General features: G+C 72.8%; 15 protein-coding genes. 9 read left to right on the forward strand and 6 right to left on the reverse strand.

Translation table 11 applies throughout. The features are described 5' to 3' along the window. The first annotated feature begins 13 nt into the window (after positions 1 to 13). Genes ACRAKJ_RS01070 through ACRAKJ_RS01085 form a run of 4 tightly spaced genes read left to right on the forward strand, consistent with a single transcriptional unit; the run spans position 14 to position 4,089 of the window. Complete coding sequence (locus ACRAKJ_RS01070; RefSeq protein WP_438923770.1) at positions 14 to 1,018, forward strand: ABC transporter permease subunit; 1,005 nt, start codon at positions 14 to 16, stop codon at positions 1,016 to 1,018. A 5-nt stretch (positions 1,019 to 1,023) separates the two neighbouring features. Continuing rightward, positions 1,024 to 1,956, forward strand: coding sequence for an ABC transporter permease subunit (locus ACRAKJ_RS01075; protein ID WP_438923771.1), 933 nt, complete (start codon positions 1,024 to 1,026; stop codon positions 1,954 to 1,956). 4 nt (positions 1,957 to 1,960) lie between these two features. Then, a complete protein-coding gene (locus tag ACRAKJ_RS01080; RefSeq protein ID WP_438923772.1) occupies positions 1,961 to 2,956 on the forward strand; it encodes an oligopeptide/dipeptide ABC transporter ATP-binding protein in 996 nt (331 codons plus the stop codon). Then, a complete protein-coding gene (locus tag ACRAKJ_RS01085; protein WP_438923773.1) occupies positions 2,953 to 4,089 on the forward strand; it encodes an oligopeptide/dipeptide ABC transporter ATP-binding protein in 1,137 nt (378 codons plus the stop codon). Before ACRAKJ_RS01080 ends, ACRAKJ_RS01085 begins: the two co-directional genes overlap by 4 nt. 112 nt (positions 4,090 to 4,201) lie before the next feature. On the opposite strand, the gene ACRAKJ_RS01090 is transcribed toward ACRAKJ_RS01085, so the two are convergent. After that, entirely contained in the window at positions 4,202 to 4,774 is a 573-nt protein-coding gene (locus ACRAKJ_RS01090; protein WP_438923774.1) for a TIGR03086 family metal-binding protein, read from the reverse strand. Positions 4,775 to 4,847: 73 nt separating this feature from the next. On the opposite strand from ACRAKJ_RS01090, the gene ACRAKJ_RS01095 reads away from it, so the two are divergent. After that, complete coding sequence (locus ACRAKJ_RS01095; protein WP_438923775.1) at positions 4,848 to 5,483, forward strand: TetR family transcriptional regulator C-terminal domain-containing protein; 636 nt, start codon at positions 4,848 to 4,850, stop codon at positions 5,481 to 5,483. Here the strand turns inward: ACRAKJ_RS01095 and ACRAKJ_RS01100 are convergent. Both ACRAKJ_RS01100 and leuA read right to left on the reverse strand, forming a co-directional pair. Continuing rightward, the gene (locus ACRAKJ_RS01100; protein ID WP_438923776.1) at positions 5,435 to 6,127 is read right to left on the reverse strand and encodes a VTT domain-containing protein; all 693 of its coding nucleotides are present in this window, start codon (positions 6,125 to 6,127) and stop codon (positions 5,435 to 5,437) included. The genes ACRAKJ_RS01095 and ACRAKJ_RS01100 overlap by 49 nt on opposite strands. Before the next feature lie 128 nt (positions 6,128 to 6,255). Continuing rightward, on the reverse strand, positions 6,256 to 8,046 hold the full coding sequence (leuA, locus tag ACRAKJ_RS01105) for a 2-isopropylmalate synthase (RefSeq protein WP_438923777.1): 1,791 nt from the start codon (positions 8,044 to 8,046) through the stop codon (positions 6,256 to 6,258). A 301-nt stretch (positions 8,047 to 8,347) separates the two neighbouring features. Here leuA and ACRAKJ_RS01110 point away from each other — a divergent pair, with 301 nt between their 5' ends. Continuing rightward, positions 8,348 to 8,575, forward strand: coding sequence for a hypothetical protein (locus ACRAKJ_RS01110; RefSeq protein WP_438923778.1), 228 nt, complete (start codon positions 8,348 to 8,350; stop codon positions 8,573 to 8,575). Between the two features lie 244 nt (positions 8,576 to 8,819). Here the strand turns inward: ACRAKJ_RS01110 and ACRAKJ_RS01115 are convergent, their stop codons facing one another. Both ACRAKJ_RS01115 and ACRAKJ_RS01120 read right to left on the reverse strand, forming a co-directional pair. Then, complete coding sequence (locus tag ACRAKJ_RS01115; RefSeq protein WP_438923779.1) at positions 8,820 to 9,389, reverse strand: nitroreductase family protein; 570 nt, start codon at positions 9,387 to 9,389, stop codon at positions 8,820 to 8,822. A 10-nt stretch (positions 9,390 to 9,399) separates the two neighbouring features. Then, positions 9,400 to 10,623, reverse strand: a complete 1,224-nt coding sequence (locus ACRAKJ_RS01120; protein WP_438923780.1) for a hypothetical protein — start codon at positions 10,621 to 10,623, stop codon at positions 9,400 to 9,402. Between the two features lie 76 nt (positions 10,624 to 10,699). Here ACRAKJ_RS01120 and ACRAKJ_RS01125 point away from each other — a divergent pair, with 76 nt between their 5' ends. Genes ACRAKJ_RS01125 through ACRAKJ_RS01135 form a run of 3 tightly spaced genes read left to right on the forward strand, consistent with a single transcriptional unit; the run spans position 10,700 to position 14,501 of the window. Beyond that, positions 10,700 to 11,965: an aspartate kinase gene (locus tag ACRAKJ_RS01125; protein ID WP_438923781.1), complete on the forward strand. Its 1,266-nt coding sequence runs from the start codon at positions 10,700 to 10,702 to the stop codon at positions 11,963 to 11,965. Then, positions 11,962 to 13,026 (forward strand): aspartate-semialdehyde dehydrogenase, encoded by a 1,065-nt coding sequence (locus ACRAKJ_RS01130; RefSeq protein ID WP_438923782.1) that lies wholly within the window; start codon positions 11,962 to 11,964, stop codon positions 13,024 to 13,026. The genes ACRAKJ_RS01125 and ACRAKJ_RS01130 overlap by 4 nt, the downstream gene beginning before the upstream one ends. A gap of 50 nt (positions 13,027 to 13,076) precedes the next feature. After that, positions 13,077 to 14,501: an FGGY family carbohydrate kinase gene (locus tag ACRAKJ_RS01135; RefSeq protein WP_438923783.1), complete on the forward strand. Its 1,425-nt coding sequence runs from the start codon at positions 13,077 to 13,079 to the stop codon at positions 14,499 to 14,501. On the opposite strand, the gene ACRAKJ_RS01140 is transcribed toward ACRAKJ_RS01135, so the two are convergent. Then, complete coding sequence (locus ACRAKJ_RS01140; RefSeq protein WP_438923784.1) at positions 14,477 to 15,661, reverse strand: MFS transporter; 1,185 nt, start codon at positions 15,659 to 15,661, stop codon at positions 14,477 to 14,479. The two genes, ACRAKJ_RS01135 and ACRAKJ_RS01140, sit on opposite strands and share 25 nt — an antisense overlap. Positions 15,662 to 15,686: the final 25 nt, after the last annotated feature.

Raw genomic sequence — 15,686 nt, forward strand, 5'->3', positions numbered from 1 at the left:
ACGGGGTAGCTCAATGCTCCGCTACACGATCCGACGGCTGATCCAGCTGGTCGGCGTGGTGCTGGTGCTGTCCCTGCTGCTCTTCGCGTGGCTCCGCGCTCTCCCGGGAGGTCCGGTCTCGGCCCTCCTGGGGGAGCGCGCCACGCCCGAGTCGCGGGAAGCCCTCACCAAACAGCTCGGCTTGGACCAGCCGATCCTGGTCCAGTACTTCAAGTTCCTCGGACGCGCGCTGTCGGGCGACTTCGGCGTCTCGACGGGCGTGCAGCCCGGCGATTCGGCGCTCGACATCTTCATCCAGCGCTTCCCCGCCACGATCGAACTGAGCTTCTTCGCCATCGTCATCGCCATCGCCGTCGGTGTCCCGCTGGGGTACATGGCGGCCAAGCGCCGCGGCGGCTGGTTCGACAACTTCAGCGTCGCGGGCTCCCTGCTCGGCGTGGCCGTGCCGGTGTTCTTCCTGGCCTACGTGCTCAAGGACGTGCTGTCCTCGGCGCTGGGCCTGCCCACCGAGGGGCGCCAGGACGCGATCAACGCCACGCGCGTGACCGGGTTCTTCGTCCTCGACGGCGTGATCACCCAGGAGTGGGACGCGGCGCTCAACGCGCTGGAGCACCTGATCCTGCCCGCCGTCGCGCTGGCGACGATCCCGTTCGCGGTGGTCTTCCGGATCACCCGGGCCGCGGTGCTCGACGTGCTCGACGAGGACTTCGTGCGCACCGCCGAGTCCAAGGGCCTCACCTCGCCGGTGATCCGCCGCAGGCACGTGCTGCGCAACGCGATGCTCCCGGTCGTCACCACCATCGGTCTCCAGACCGGTGCGCTGCTGGCGGGCGCGGTGCTCACCGAGAAGGTGTTCTCCTTCGCCGGCGTGGGCCAGGCGCTGGCCATCGGGTTCGAGAGACGCGACTACCCGGTGCTCCTGCTGCTGATCATCATGGCCACGGTCGTGTACGTGGTGGTCAACCTGCTGGTGGACCTCTCGTACGCGCTCATCGACCCGCGGATCAGGACGAGGTAGCCGCGATGGTCACTCCGACCCGCAAGAAAGACCGCATCGACAAGCTGGCCGAGGCCGGCGCCGACGCCGGTGTCAGCCTGGCCGCGAGCGCGTGGCGGACCCTGCGGCGCAGCCCGGTGTTCCTCACCGGCGCCGGGATCATCACCCTGTTCGTGCTGGTGTCGATCCTCTCGCCGTGGCTGGCGCCGCACGACCCGGCCGACCCGATGCTCATCGACCAGGTCGTCAAGGCGCGCAACGCGATCCCGGAGCCCCAGCCCGGTCACCCGCTCGGCGGCGACCTCCAGGGCCGCGACTTCCTGTCGCGGATGCTCGTCGGCTCGCAGCAGACGCTGATCGTGGGCGTGCTGGCCACGATCATCGGCCTGGCGGGCGGGCTTACGCTCGGCACGCTGGCCGGCGCGTTCGGCGGCTGGGTCGACTCCGTGGTCATGCGGATCGTCGACGTCATGCTGTCGCTGCCCAGCCTGCTGCTGGCGTTCAGCATCAGCGCGCTGTTCGCGCGGCCCAACCAGTACACCGTGATCGTGGCGGTGGCGGTGGTGCAGATCCCGGTGTTCGCGCGGCTGCTGCGGGGCTCGATGCTCGCGCAGCGGGGCAGCGACCACGTGCTGGCCGCGACCGCGCTGGGCGTGAAGCCGGGCGCCATCGTGTTCCGGCACATGCTGCCCAACTCGCTCGGACCGGTGATCGTGCAGTCCACGCTGGTGCTGGCCACGGCCATCATCGACGCGGCGGCGCTGTCGTTCCTCGGCCTGGGCAACCCCGACGACCGCATCCCGGAGTGGGGGCAGATGCTCGGCGACGTGCAGAACGTCTTCGACACCCACCCGCAGCTGGCGTTCTGGCCGGCGGGCTGCATCATCGTCGTCGCGCTGGGCTTCACGCTGATGGGCGAGACCCTGCGCGAAGCCCTCGACCCCAAGAGCAGGCGGTGAAGTCGTGCCACTACTGGAAGTCCGTGACCTCACCGTGGTTTTCGAGCGCAAGGGGGAGCAGCCCTTCACCGCCGTCGACCACGTGAGCTTCGACGTGGAGCCCGGCCAGACCGTGGGCCTGGTCGGCGAGTCGGGGTGCGGCAAGTCCGTCACGTCGCTCGCCATCATGGGCCTGCTGCCCAAGCGCGGCGCGCGGGTCAGCGGCACGGTGAACTACGAGGGCGAGAACCTGCTCGCGCTGTCCGACCGCCAGATGCGGGACCGGCGCGGCCGCGACCTGGGCATGGTGTTCCAGGACCCGCTGTCGTCGCTGAACCCGGTGATCCCGATCGGGTTGCAGGTCACCGAGGTGCTGGAGCGGCACCGCGACCTGCCGCGCAAGAAGGCCATGGTCGAGGCGGCCGAGCTGCTGGACAAGGTCGGCATCCCCGACCCGAAGCGGCGGCTCACCGAGTACCCGCACCAGCTCTCCGGCGGGATGCGCCAGCGCGCGCTGATCGCCATCGCGCTGGCCTGCCGCCCGCGCCTGCTCATCGCCGACGAGCCGACCACCGCGCTCGACGTGACGATCCAGGCGCAGATCCTCGCCCTGCTCAAGGAGCTGGTGAACGACCTGGGCACGGCGCTCGTCATGATCACGCACGACCTGGGCGTGGTCGCGGGCCTGTGCGACGAGGTCAACGTGCTCTACGGCGGCCGGGTGGTGGAGAAGGCGCAGCGGCACGAGCTGTTCGCGCAGCCCCGCCACCCGTACACGCACGGCCTGCTGTCGTCGATCCCGCGGCTCGACGCGCCGCGCGGGGAGAGGCTGAACCCGATCCGGGGTTCGGTGGCCGACAACATCCCGTGGACGCACGGGTGCGCGTTCGCGCCCCGCTGCCCGAACAGGCTGGACGTGTGCGTGCAGGTCACGCCCGAGCAGGAGGACATCGGCGGTGGGCGGCTGCTGCGCTGCCACAACCCGGTGAAGCCCGCGCAGGTCGAGGAGGTGCCGGTGTGAGCACGGCCACCCCGCAGTCCCCGGTGGACACCGACACCCTGGTGTCCGTCGAGGGCATCAAGGTGCACTTCCCGATCAAGCGCGGCGTGGTCCTGGACCGCACCGTCGGCCACGTGTACGCGGTCGACGGCGTGGACCTCGCGGTGCGGCGCGGCGAGACGTACGGCCTGGTCGGCGAGTCCGGCTGCGGCAAGTCGACGCTGGGCCGCGCGGTGCTGCGGCTGACCGAGCCCACGGCGGGCCGGGTCGTCTTCGACGGCGCGGACCTGTCCACGCTCAAGGGCGAGGAGCTGCGGCGGATGCGCCGCCGGATGCAGATGGTGTTCCAGGACCCCATGTCGTCCCTGGACCCGCGGCAGTCGGTGGAGTCGATCCTGGTGGAGGGCCTGCGGGCGCACGACCTGGACAAGGGCAAGGAGGCGACCGGCAAGCGCCTGCGCGAGCTGCTGTCGTCGGTGGGCCTGCCGTCCACGTCGCTGCGCAAGTACCCGCACGAGTTCTCCGGCGGCCAGCGGCAGCGCATCGGCATCGCCCGCGCGCTCACCGTGGAGCCCGACCTGATCATCGCCGACGAGCCGGTGTCGGCGCTCGACGTGTCGGTGCAGGCGCAGGTCGTGAACCTGCTGGAGGAGCTCCAGGACCAGCTGGGCCTCACCTACCTGGTGATCGCCCACGACCTGGCCGTGGTGCGGCACATCTCCGACCGGGTGGGCGTGATGTACCTGGGCGGCCTGGTGGAGGAGGCGACCTCGGACGACCTCTACGCCGAGCCGCTGCACCCGTACACCAAGGCCCTGCTGTCGGCGATCCCCGTGCCGGACCCGCTGGTCGAGGACCGCCGCGAGCGCATCCTGCTGACCGGTGACCTGCCGTCGCCGGCGAACCCGCCGACCGGGTGCCGGTTCCACACGCGGTGCCCGTGGAAGCAGGCGACGAAGTGCGACACCGAGCGGCCCGCGCTGCGCGAGGTGCTGCCCGGCCACAAGGTGGCGTGCCACTGGGCCGAGGACATCCGCGCGGGCAGGGTCCGGCCGCACGAGGTCGAGGCCGTGCTGGTCGCGGAGGACGACGGCATCTCGCCGGACATCCCCCTGGTCGGCCCCGCCTCGGTGACCGAGGCGCTCAACCCGTAGCGCGCACCGCACCGGTCGGGGCGCCTCCCCCTGTGGAAGCGCCCCGACCGGTGCCGGGCCCCCTGACCGGCCCCCACCGGTGTCGGGCCCTCGACCGGCCCCCCGACCGGTGTCAGGCCGCCGGGGCCGTCCAGTGCGGTGAGCGGCCGAGCAGGCCCACCAGCCGATCCGTGGCCGGCGCGTCCTCCGGCACGGCGACCGGCATCGCGAACGCGCCCCCGGGCCCCCGCACGTCCGGCGTCGTCGGGTAGTGCCGCGCCATGCGGACCGCGGCCCCGACCAGCTCCTCGTCGAGCGCCGGGTCGAACCCCAGCGCCCGGCCGAGGTCCCAGGCGTGCACCAGGTTGTCCACGAAGTGCGCGGCCACCAGGTCCCTGCCCCGGCGCGTGCCGTAGCCGGGGAACTCGGCCGCGCGGTCGAGGAAGCCCGGTTCCCGGAACGCCCCGGCGGCGGCGGCCGACGCCGCCCGGTACGCGGTGAGCGGGTCGTCGTCCGCGGGTTCCCCCGGCGTGGTGCCGCGCGCGCCCGCCGTGAACTTCAGCGCCATGTCCACCTGGTGGCGCATCAGCTCGCGCACCGTCCAGCCCTCGCACGGCGTCGCCAGGTCGAGCCGCTCCCCGGTGACGCCGGCCCACAGCTCCTCGTTGAGCGCGATCGACGACGCGTGCAGGTCCAGGAGATCCATTCGCCCACCCTTCTAGTTGTACGAACGATCGTACAATTAGTTTGCGGGTGGTCAAGGGGTTAGCGTGGACGGCGTGGCCGGTGCGAAGGTGGACGGACGGGTGGAGCGCGGCGAGCAGACGCGGCGGCTGATCCTGCGGCGGGCCGCGGACGTCGCCTCGGTCGAGGGCCTGGAGGGGCTGTCGATCGGCCGGCTCGCGACCGAGCTGGAGGTCAGCAAGAGCGGCGTGTTCGCGCACTTCGGCTCCAAGGAGGAGCTCCAGCTGGCGACCGTGCGCGCGGCGGTGGCGATCTTCGTGCGCCGGGTCGTGGAGCCCGCCCTGGCCCTGCCGCCCGGGTTCGACCGCCTGGCGCGCCTGCTCGGCGGCTGGCTGGCGTACTCGGAGGAGCGCACGTTCCCCGGCGGGTGCTTCTTCTACGCCGTGCAGGCCGAGTTCGACGCCCGGCCCGGCCGGGTGCGCGACGCCGTCGCCGACTGCGGGGCCCGGTGGTACGACCTCGTGCGCACCGCGATCGCCGACGTGCCGGGCCTGGCCGAGGACGCCGACCAGCTCGCGTTCGAGCTCATCGCGTTCCTGGAGCTGGCCAACGCCCGCTCCGTGCTGCACGACGACCCGCACGCCTACCACCGGGCGCGGGCCGCGGTCGAGGCCCGCCTGGCTCAGGCGGGCGCGATCCCCGCCGGGGGAGCCGGGGCCGACGCGTCCTGAGTGGACGCGTCCCGAGTGGACGCCGGCACGGACACCGCCACCGGCACGGACACCGCCACCGCCGCCGGCACGGACGCCGTCGCGACCGACGCCGCCGCCGCGTCGACCACGCGGCGCTGGGCGGCCCGCACCGCCGCCCCGATCGGCACGCCGATCCCCGCCGCCACGCCGACCGAGACCACCAGCGCCACCAGCGGGTCGCCGAACAGCCGCCCGCCGGAGTAGCCGAGCACCGCCGTCCAGGTGCTCCACAGCACCGCCCCGGCCGCCGCGACCGGCACGAACCGCCGCACGGGCCACCGCAGCGACCCCGCCAGCAGCGCGCCCACCAGCCCACCGCCCGGCACGAACCGCACGGCGACCAGCACGGACCCACCGCGCGAGGCGAGGTGCGACGCCGTCCACGCCACCACGGCCCGCGGTCCCGTCCGGGTGCTGAACCGCGCCAGCGCCCGCATCCCGGCACCGCGCCCGACGGCGAAGTTGACCAGGTCGGACAGCGTGCACCCGAGGGCCGCCACCAGGACCACGCCGGCCAGCGGCAGGTCACCGGACGCGGCCAGCACGCCGCAGCCGATCAGCACGGCCTCGGTCGGCGCGAGCGGCACGACGGCGACCACGAACAGCACCACGAGGGCGGTCATGACCGGGGAACGCGCCGCGCCCCCCGATCATGCCCGCCCGGCGGAGGTCTTCAGGAATCCGTCAGGTGCGGTTCACCAGGACGCACCCCCGGGACGCACCCAAAGGGGGGCGCGTCCCGGTGCGCGGTCTAGCGGTGGGCGCGGTTGATCGCGGACACCAGGGCGCGCAGCGCCGCCGCCACCGTGGAGCTGTCGATGCCCACGCCCCACAGGACGCGGTCGCTCACCGCGCACTCCAGGTACGCCGCGGCGCGGGCGTCGTCACCGGAGGACATCGCGTGCTCGAAGTAGTCCAGCACGCGGATGTCGTAGCCGATGGTGGCCAGCGCGTCGACGAACGCGGCGATCGGGCCGTTGCCGGTGCCGGTGATCTCCTGCGCCTCGCCGTCGACGACGACCATCGCGGTGATCTTCTCGTGGCCGCTGCCGTCGCCGGACACCTTCTGCCGCAGCAGCTTCAGCGGGGCGGTCGGGTCCAGGTACTCCGCGGAGAACGAGTCCCACATGTCCTTCGGGCCGATCTCGCCGCCGTGCGTGTCGGCGACCTCCTGGACCACCCGGGAGAACTCGACCTGGAGGCGGCGCGGCAGGTCCAGGTGGTGCTCGACCTTCATCAGGTACGCGACGCCGCCCTTGCCGGACTGCGAGTTGACCCGGATGACGGCCTCGTAGTTGCGGCCGACGTCCTTCGGGTCGATCGGCAGGTACGGGACCTCCCACGGGAACTCGTCCACGTGCCTGCCCGCGTCCTTGGCCGCGTCCTCCAGGGCCTCGAAGCCCTTCTTGATCGCGTCCTGGTGGGAGCCGGAGAACGCGGTGAACACCAGGTCGCCGCCGTACGGGTGCCGCTCGGCGACGGGCAGCTGGTTGCAGTACTCGACCGTGCGCCGGATCTCGTCGATGTCGGAGAAGTCGACCTGCGGGTCGACGCCCTGGCTGAACATGTTCATGCCCAGCGTCACCAGGCACACGTTGCCGGTGCGCTCGCCGTTGCCGAACAGGCAGCCCTCGATGCGGTCGGCGCCGGCCAGGTAGCCCAGCTCGGCCGCCGCGACGCCCGTGCCGCGGTCGTTGTGCGGGTGCAGCGACAGGATGATCGACTCGCGCCGCGCCAGGTTGCGCGACATCCACTCGATCGAGTCGGCGTAGACGTTGGGCGTGGCCATCTCGACGGTCGCCGGCAGGTTGATGATCAGCGGCTTGTCCGGGGTCGGCGCGATGATCTCGGAGACGGCGTCGCACACCTCCAGCGCGTACGACAGCTCGGTGCCGGTGTACGACTCGGGCGAGTACTCGTAGCGGAAGTCGGTCTCCGGGTACTCGGGCTCCAGCGTCAGCGCGTACCGGGCGGCGTCCGTGGCGATCTTCTTGATGCCCTCGCGGTCCGACCTGAACACCACGCGCCGCTGGAGCACCGACGTCGAGTTGTAGAAGTGGACGATCGCCTTGTGCGCGCCGCGCAGCGACTCGAACGTGCGGGTGATCAGCTCTTCCCGGCACTGCGTCAGCACCTGGATGGTGACGTCCGGCGGGATCGCGCCGTCCTCGATGATCTCGCGGACGAAGTCGAAGTCGGTCTGCGAGGCGGCCGGGAAGCCGACCTCGATCTCCTTGTAGCCCATCCGCACGAGCAGGTCGAACATCTTGCGCTTGCGCGCCGGGGACATCGGGTCGATCAGCGCCTGGTTGCCGTCGCGCAGGTCGACCGCGCACCACAGCGGCGCCTTCTCGACGCGCTTGGTCGGCCACGTGCGGTCGGGCAGGTCCACCACCTCGACGACCTCGTGGAACGGGCGGTAGCGGTGCACCGGCATCGACGTGCCGCGCTGCGGGTTCCAGGCGGGCTGGTCGGCGACGGGGCGGGCCGGGGTGCGGATGCGGCTGGTGCCGGTGACGTACGCGTCAGGGCTGGTGGTCATGATCGGGGATCTCCTGCGGCCGGTGGTGGGAGGACGACCGGCGGCAACGCTCGATCCCGCGACGGGGGGCCGGTCTGATCAGACCCCGTCACGGCGGCGAAGCAGGAGGGCACGTGCCACGCCACCAGGTTAACCGGATTCGGCGGCTCGGAGGAACTGAGCGCCCAGATGGTGGAACTTCACTCGAAGGAGTTTCACTCGATGGTGGTTAGGGCATCTCCATGCCATGTCCAGATGGCGAACCTCAACGACGCGCAGCGGCTCGTACACCGCCGCGCGAGTGATCCGCGGTGTCGGCGCCGTGTTTGCGCTCATCGAGGTCATCTACATCCTGATGCTGCTCATCGGGGTGAACACGGCGAACGCGTTCTACCGCTTCATCCAGCAGCTCGCCGAGCCGCTGGCGCTCTTCTTCCCCGGGCTGTTCCAGACGGGCAACAACAAGCTCGACGTGATCCTCAACTTCGGTCTCGCGGCGGTCTTCTGGGTCGTCGTGGCCGGCCTGCTCGCCCGCCTCGTCGCCCGCTAGGGCACGCGGCTCGCGCGAGCAGCCCCGGACCCCGCCACCCCTCCCCCCTGGTGGCGGGGTCCGGCGCGTCCAGCCCCCGAGAGTCCAACGCTCAGACCCCGAGAGTCCAACGCCCAGGACCCCTGAGTTCTACGTTCCGCATACCGACCGGTCGGCCCGAACGAAGAACTCACCGGACCCGAGGGTTGGACTCTCGGGGCTTGAGCGTTGGACTCTCGGGGCTTGAGCGTTGGACTCTCGCGGGTCAGGTGGGGAAGGCGGGGGTGCCCCACTGGTCGGTGAAGGCCGTTTCGGACAGCGGTTTGCGCACGCGCGGGCGGCGTTCGCGGGCGGCGAGGTCCTCGGGCAGGTCGTCGGCGGAGCCGAGCCGGCCCACCGCGACGACCACGACCGGCCGCACGTCCTGCGGCACCCCGAAGGACTCGCGCACCGCCTCCGGCGAGAACCCGCCCACCTGGTGCGCGACCAGCCCCAGCTCCACCGCCTGGAGCACGAGGTTCTGCACGGCCAGCCCCAGCCCGAACTCGGTGTTCGGCACCGGCCCCCGGTCGTCGACCGTCGCCACCGCCCCCACCAGCAGCACCGACGCGCGTCCCGCCCACGTCCGGTTGCCCGGCCGCAGGGACGCGAAGATTCGCTCGAACGTGTCATCACCCCGGTACCCGACGAGGAACCGCGCGGGCTGGGTGTTGCCGTGCGAGGCCGCCCACCGGGCCGCCTCCAGGAGCGTCCGGACGACCGGTGGCCCCACGACGGCGTCGGGGTCGAAGGCGCGCGGGCTCCAGCGCCGCGAGATCAGCGGGTTGATTTCCACCGGGTCCCCCTCAGATCGCGTACTGCCAGGCCGTGATGGCGTAGGCGCCGAACCACGCGCTGAACACCGCCGCGCCGACCAGCACGGCCACCGCGGTCGACGTGCGCCGCCGCGCCAGCGCCACCGCGACCGGCACGAGCAGCGTGAACGCGGGCAGCAGCAGCCGCGCCTTGGAGTTCATCAGCCCGTTCGACCCGAGGTCCATGGCCAGCACGCCGATGCCGTACACCGACAGCGGCCACTCCAGCCCGCGCCGGAAGCCCAGCACGACCAGGGCCAGCGCCACCACCAGCAGCCACACCGTCGCCAGCTCCAGCACCGACCGCGGCTCGCCCAGGATGAGCAGCGCGAACTTCCACGTGGCCGCGCCGCCGTCGAACCGCGAGTCCCAGCCGGCCTGCTGCACGGCGAACCAGCCGTCCCAGCGGCCCGTGCGCACCGCGACGTACCCGAGGTAGCCGAGCAGCCCGAGCGGCGCGACGAGCCCGCCCGCCCACGGCCGCCAGCCGTCCCGCCGCCGCCACACCGCCACCGCCGCCGCCGCGCACACCGCGAGCACCAGCGCCGCCGCCGTCGGCCGCACCAGGCCCGCGCCCGCGCAGCACGGCCCGGCGAGCAGCCACCGCCCCTCCACGACCCCGACCAGCGACCACGCGGCCAGCGCGCAGAACGTCGCCTCGGAGTACGTCATGGACAGCACCACCGCCATCGGCGACGCCGCGAACAGCACCACCAGCACCAGCCCGGCCCGCCGCGACCCGCCCAGCACCCGCCGGCCCAGCCGCGCCAGCCCGTAGGCGCAGAACACGCCGCTGACCAGGCTCACCGCGAACGCCGCGCCCACCGGTTCGACGCCCGGCAGCCCCGCCACCCACCGCACCAGCGCCGGGTAGCCGGGGAAGAACGCGAGCGGCGTCTCCGGCGAGCGCCGCCCGAAGGCGTCCACCAGCCACGGCGGCACGTCGGCGTACCCGCCCTCGGCGATGCCCAGGAACCACTGGCCGTCCCACGAGGTGAGAGCCTTCGTGACGCCCTTGTCCCAGCGGGCGGCCATCAGCTGCAGCGCCAGCAGGCCCAGCTCCCTGACCAGCAGGAACAGCACGGCGGGGGCGAGCGCGACGGTCACCCGGTGTCTGGCCGCGCGGGCCAACCGGTCCCGCGCCGACGGCGCGTCCTCGGGCTCCACGCGAACGGCCTCCAGGCTTGGCACGACCCCGAGGGTAGTGGGCGTCACGGCGGCCCCGTCCCACTCCTCGGGCCAGGTAGTCTCCCCGTGAGCTGGGCTTGAAGCACCTGGAGGGAGTGGGTCTGTGGCGCTCGTCGTCCAGAAGTACGGCGGTTCCTCGGTCGGGAGCGCCGAGCGGATCAAACGCGTGGCCGAGCGCATCGTCGCGACCCGCAAGGCGGGCAACGACGTCGTCGTCGCGGTCTCCGCGATGGGCGACACGACCGACGAGCTGCTCGACCTGGCGCGCCAGGTGTCCCCGGTGCCGCCCGCCCGCGAGATGGACATGCTGCTCACGTCCGGTGAGCGCATCTCCATGTCGCTGCTGGCGATGGCGATCAGCTCGCTGGGGGCCGAGGCCCGCTCCTACACCGGCTCGCAGGCCGGCGTGATCACGACCTCCGTGCACGGCAAGGCGCGCATCATCGACGTGACGCCGAGCCGCATCCAGGACGCGCTCGCCGAGGGGGCCATCGCGATCGTCGCGGGCTTCCAGGGCGTGTCCCAGGGCAGCAACGAGATCACCACGCTCGGCCGCGGCGGCACCGACACCACCGCGGTGGCGCTGGCCGCCGCCCTGAAGGCCGACGTCTGCGAGATCTACACCGACGTGGACGGCGTGTTCAGCGCCGACCCGCGCATCGTGCCGAACGCCAAGCGGCTGGAGACCATCTCCTACGAGGAGATGCTCGAGATGGCGGCCAGCGGGGCCAAGGTGCTCATGCTGCGCTGCGTCGAGTACGCCCGCCGGTACGGCGTCCCGGTGCACGTCCGATCCTCGTTCAGCAACAAGCCCGGGACCATCGTGTCCGGGTCAGTGGAGGACCTTCCCGTGGAACAGGCGATGATCACCGGCGTCGCGCACGACCGGTCCGAGGCCAAGGTCACCGTGACCGCGGTGCCCGACCTGCCCGGCATGGCGGCGCGCATCTTCCGCGTCGTGGCCGAGGCGGAGCTGGACATCGACATGGTCGTGCAGAACGTGTCGCAGGCCGTGTCCGGCCGCACCGACGTGACGTTCACCCTGCCGAAGGACGACGGCCCGCGCGCCGTGGCCGCGTTGGAGAAGTCGCGCGAGGAGATCGGCTTCGACCAGGTGCTCTACGACGAGCACGTGGGCAAGGTCTCGCTGGTCGGCGCGGGCATGCGCTCGCACCCCGGCGTGACCGCGCAGTTCTGCGAGGCCCTGGCGTCCGCCGGGGTCAACATCGAGATCATCTCCACCTCGGAGATCCGGATCTCGGTCATCTGCCGCGACACCCAGCTCGACGAGGCCGTGCGCGCGCTGCACGACGCGTTCGACCTGGGCGGCGACGAGGAGGCCGTGGTGTACGCGGGGAGCGGGCGATGAGCGGGCCGGTGCTCGCCCTGGTGGGGGCGACCGGTGCCGTCGGCACCGTCATGATCGACATCATCAACCGGCGCGAGTCGGTGCCGTGGGGCGAGGTGCGGCTCATCGCGTCGGCGCGCTCGGCGGGCAAGAAGATCACCGTGCGCGGCGAGGAGCTGACGGTGGTCGAGCTGACGCCCGAGGCGTTCGACGGCGTGGACGTCGCGATGTTCGACGTGCCGGACGAGGTCTCGGCCGAGTGGGCGCCCGTCGCGGCGTCGCGCGGCGCGGTCGCCGTGGACAACTCGGGCGCGTTCCGGATGGACCCCGAGGTGCCGCTGGTGGTGCCCGAGGTCAACGCGGACGCGACCGCGACGCGGCCCAAGGGCATCATCGCGAACCCGAACTGCACGACGCTGTCGATGATGGCGGCGCTGGGCGCGCTGCACCGCGAGTTCGGGCTGCGCGAGCTGGTCGTGGCGTCCTACCAGGCCGCCTCGGGCGGCGGGCAGGTCGCGATCGACCGCCTCTACGCCGAGGTCGGGGCGTTGGCGGGCAAGCAGGTCGGCGTCCGCGCGGGCGACGTGCGGGAGGCGCTGGAGGCCGCGGGCCTGCCGGTGTCCGACTCGCCGTTCCCGGCGCCGCTGGCGCTGAACGTGGTGCCGTGGGCCGGTTCCCTCAAGGACGACGGGTGGACCAGCGAGGAGCTGAAGGTCCGCAACGAGTCCCGCAAGATCCTGGGCATCCCGGACCTGAAGGTGTCGGCGACCTGCGTGCGCGTGCCTGTCGTGACCACGCACTCGCTGGCCGTGCACGCGACGTTCGAGCGCGAGGTGACGGTGGCCCGGGCGCACGCGATCCTGGCCGCGCAGCCGACCATCGTGCTGGTGGACGACCCGGCGGCGAAGGAGTTCCCGACGCCGGCGGACGTCGTCGGCGAGGACCCGACCTACGTGGGCCGCGTGCGGCAGGCGCTGGACTTCCCGAACACGCTGGACTTCTTCGTGTGCGGCGACAACCTGCGCAAGGGCGCGGCCCTGAACACCTACGAGATCGCCGAGGAACTGGTCGCCCGCCTGTAGTCGCGCCCGTGGTCGCGCTGCGCGGGGTCCGTCCGCTGTAGGTTCGCCTCATGGCGGACGTAGTGCTCGCGATCGACCTCGGCACGACCTCGACCAAGGTCATCGCGGTGGACCGGAACGCGGGCGTGGTGGCATCGGCGGAGCACGGCTACCCGATGCGCACCACGCCCTCCGGCGAGGCCACCCACGACCCGGACGAGGTCCTGACGGCCGCGTTGACCGGGTTGCGCGAGGTCGCGACCTCGGGTCACCGGGTGCGGGCGATCTCGCTGACCGGGGCCATGCACACGCTGCTCGGCCTGGACGCGTCCGGCCGCCCGGTGACGCCGTCGCTGTCGTGGGCGGACAACCGGGCCGTGGCGCAGACCGCCGAGCTGCGCGGCACGGGTCGCGGCACGGCGCTGCACCGCGCCACCGGCACCCCGGTCCACACCATGTCGCCGCTGGTGAAGCTCGCGTGGTTCGCCGAGCAGGGCACGACCGCGGACCGCTGGTGCGGCCTGAAGGACTACGTCGCGCTCAAGCTCACCGGCGTGTTCGCCACCGAGCACTCGTCGGGGTCGGCGACCGGCCTGATGGACCTGGCCACGAGGTCCTGGCACGCCGACGCGCTCGCGTTCGCCCGGGTGACGGCGGAGCAGCTGCCCGAGCTGCACGCCCCGACCGACTCGGTGCCGCTGACGTTCGCCGTGCCCGGCGTCGACCCCGGCACGCCGGTGGTGCTGGGCGGCGGCGACGGCCCGATGGCGAACCTCGGCGTGGGGGCGGTCGTGCCGGGCGTGGCGGCGGTGTCCCTGGGCACGAGCGGCGCGCTGCGCGTGGTCCGCTCCGGGCCCGCCGTGGACGAGCTGGGCCGCGTGTTCTGCTACGCGATCGCCGACGACCTGTGGGTGCTGGGCGGCGCGGTGAGCAACGGCGGCGTGGCCGCCCAGTGGGCCGCGGACGCGTTCAAGGCCGACCTGCCCACCCTGCTCGCCGAGGCCGCCGCCGTCCCGCCGGGCGCGAACGGCGTCACCGCCCTGCCCTACCTGCTCGGCGAGCGCGCGCCCTGGTGGGACCCCGACGCGACCTCGGCGGTCATCGGCCTGCGCCGCGAGCACGGCCGCGCCGAGATCACCCGGGCCCTGGTCGAGGGCGTGGCGCAGCAGCTCGCCCTGGTCCTCGACGCGGTGCGCTCGGTGGCGGACGTGCACGCGGTCCGGGTGACCGGCGGCGCGTTCCGCAGCGACCTGTGGGCGACCGTGCTGGCGTCCGCGCTCGGCCTGGAGCTGGAGCTGGCGGACGACAGCGAGGGCTCCGGCGTGGGCGCGGCCCTGGTGGCGTGGCGGGCGCTGGGCGAGTTCCCGGACCTCACCGTCGCCGCGGAGCTGATCAAGCCGGTGAGGACGATCCGACCGGACCCGGCCGCGGTCCGCCACTACGCCGCGGCCCGCCCCGGCGTCGAACGCCTCTACCGCGCGTTGGCCGAACTGTAGGCCGCGGCGCGCGTCCGGCGGTCCAGCAGGATCGTGAGCAGCGCGATCGCCACCGCGCCCAGGCCGGCCGTCGCGAAGCCCCAGGCGGGGGAGCCGTGGTCGATCACGAAACCGGTGACGGGCTGGCCGAGCGCGACGCCCAGGGTGAACGCCGAGCCCTGCAACCCCATCGCCTCGCCGCGCGCCGACGCGGGGGCGTTGGTGGTGATCGCCTCGCCGGTCGCGGTGATGGTGGGGGCGCACAGGAAGTTCGTCGGCACCAGGGCCAGGGCCAGCCACCACGGCGAGCCGGCGACCAGGCCGATCGGCACCGCCAGCACGCCCATGCCGCCCATCAGCGCCCACAGCGGCGGCACGCGGTCCAGGCCGCCGTAGACGAAACCGCCGAGCAGGGACGCCACGCACATGACGGCGACCATCGCGCCCGTCCACGCGGTCAGGTCGAGCTCGCGCATCGACGCCACCAGCGACACCTCGACGCCGGACAGCACGAACGTGGCACCGCCCGCGCTGACCAGCACGCCGACCATGCGGCCGTCGAGCCACTCCCGGCGCGGCACCCGGACGGTGTCCTCGGACTCGTGCCGCACGGGCGGGTCGACCCACCACAGGACCGCGCCGACGAGCACCATCGCCGCGCCGATCACCCACATCGCGGTGCGGCTGCCGCTCTGCGTCACCAGGGCGACGCCCAGCGCCGGGCCGGCCATGAACGAGACCTCGACGGCCATCGAGTCCATGGCGAGCGCGGTGCGCCGGGAGGAGTCGGGCACGAGGGCGGTGAGGACCTGGCGGCCCAGCGACATCACCGGCATCACCATGAGGCCGGCGAAGAAGCAGGTGACGAGCAGCACGTGGTAGGGCAGCAGGGGCGCGACGAACCAGAAGACGCCCTCGGAGACCATCGAGACGGCGAGCATGGCGCGCAGCCCGCGCCCGTCGACCAGCCGTCCCATCAGCGGCGAGCCGATCGCGATGCCGACCGTGGACAGGGCCCCGACCAGGCCCGCCTCGCCGTAGCCCCGTTCCAGGCCGAGCAGCACGTGCATCGTGACGGTCATGCCCGCGGCCGTCGCCGGCACCCGCGCCAGCAGCATGAGCAGCATGAGACCGGGCACGCGCGGCGTGCGCAGGACGGCGAGGTAGTTAGCGACGTTCACGAGTTCATCTTCACCCGTCCGCGCA

Source organism: Saccharothrix sp. DSM 118769 (assembly GCF_052936295.1).

Excerpts from the sequence above, each read along its gene's own strand:
- ACRAKJ_RS01090 (WP_438923774.1), bottom strand. The coding sequence starts at position 4,774 with ATGGATCTCCTGGACCTGCACGCGTCGTCGATCGCGCTCAACGAGGAG.
- ACRAKJ_RS01075 (WP_438923771.1), top strand. The coding sequence starts at position 1,024 with ATGGTCACTCCGACCCGCAAGAAAGACCGCATCGACAAGCTGGCCGAG.
- ACRAKJ_RS01070 (WP_438923770.1), top strand. The coding sequence starts at position 14 with ATGCTCCGCTACACGATCCGACGGCTGATCCAGCTGGTCGGCGTGGTG.
- ACRAKJ_RS01135 (WP_438923783.1), top strand. The coding sequence starts at position 13,077 with ATGGCGGACGTAGTGCTCGCGATCGACCTCGGCACGACCTCGACCAAG.
- leuA (WP_438923777.1), bottom strand. The coding sequence starts at position 8,046 with ATGACCACCAGCCCTGACGCGTACGTCACCGGCACCAGCCGCATCCGC.
- ACRAKJ_RS01130 (WP_438923782.1), top strand. The coding sequence starts at position 11,962 with ATGAGCGGGCCGGTGCTCGCCCTGGTGGGGGCGACCGGTGCCGTCGGC.
- ACRAKJ_RS01100 (WP_438923776.1), bottom strand. The coding sequence starts at position 6,127 with ATGACCGCCCTCGTGGTGCTGTTCGTGGTCGCCGTCGTGCCGCTCGCG.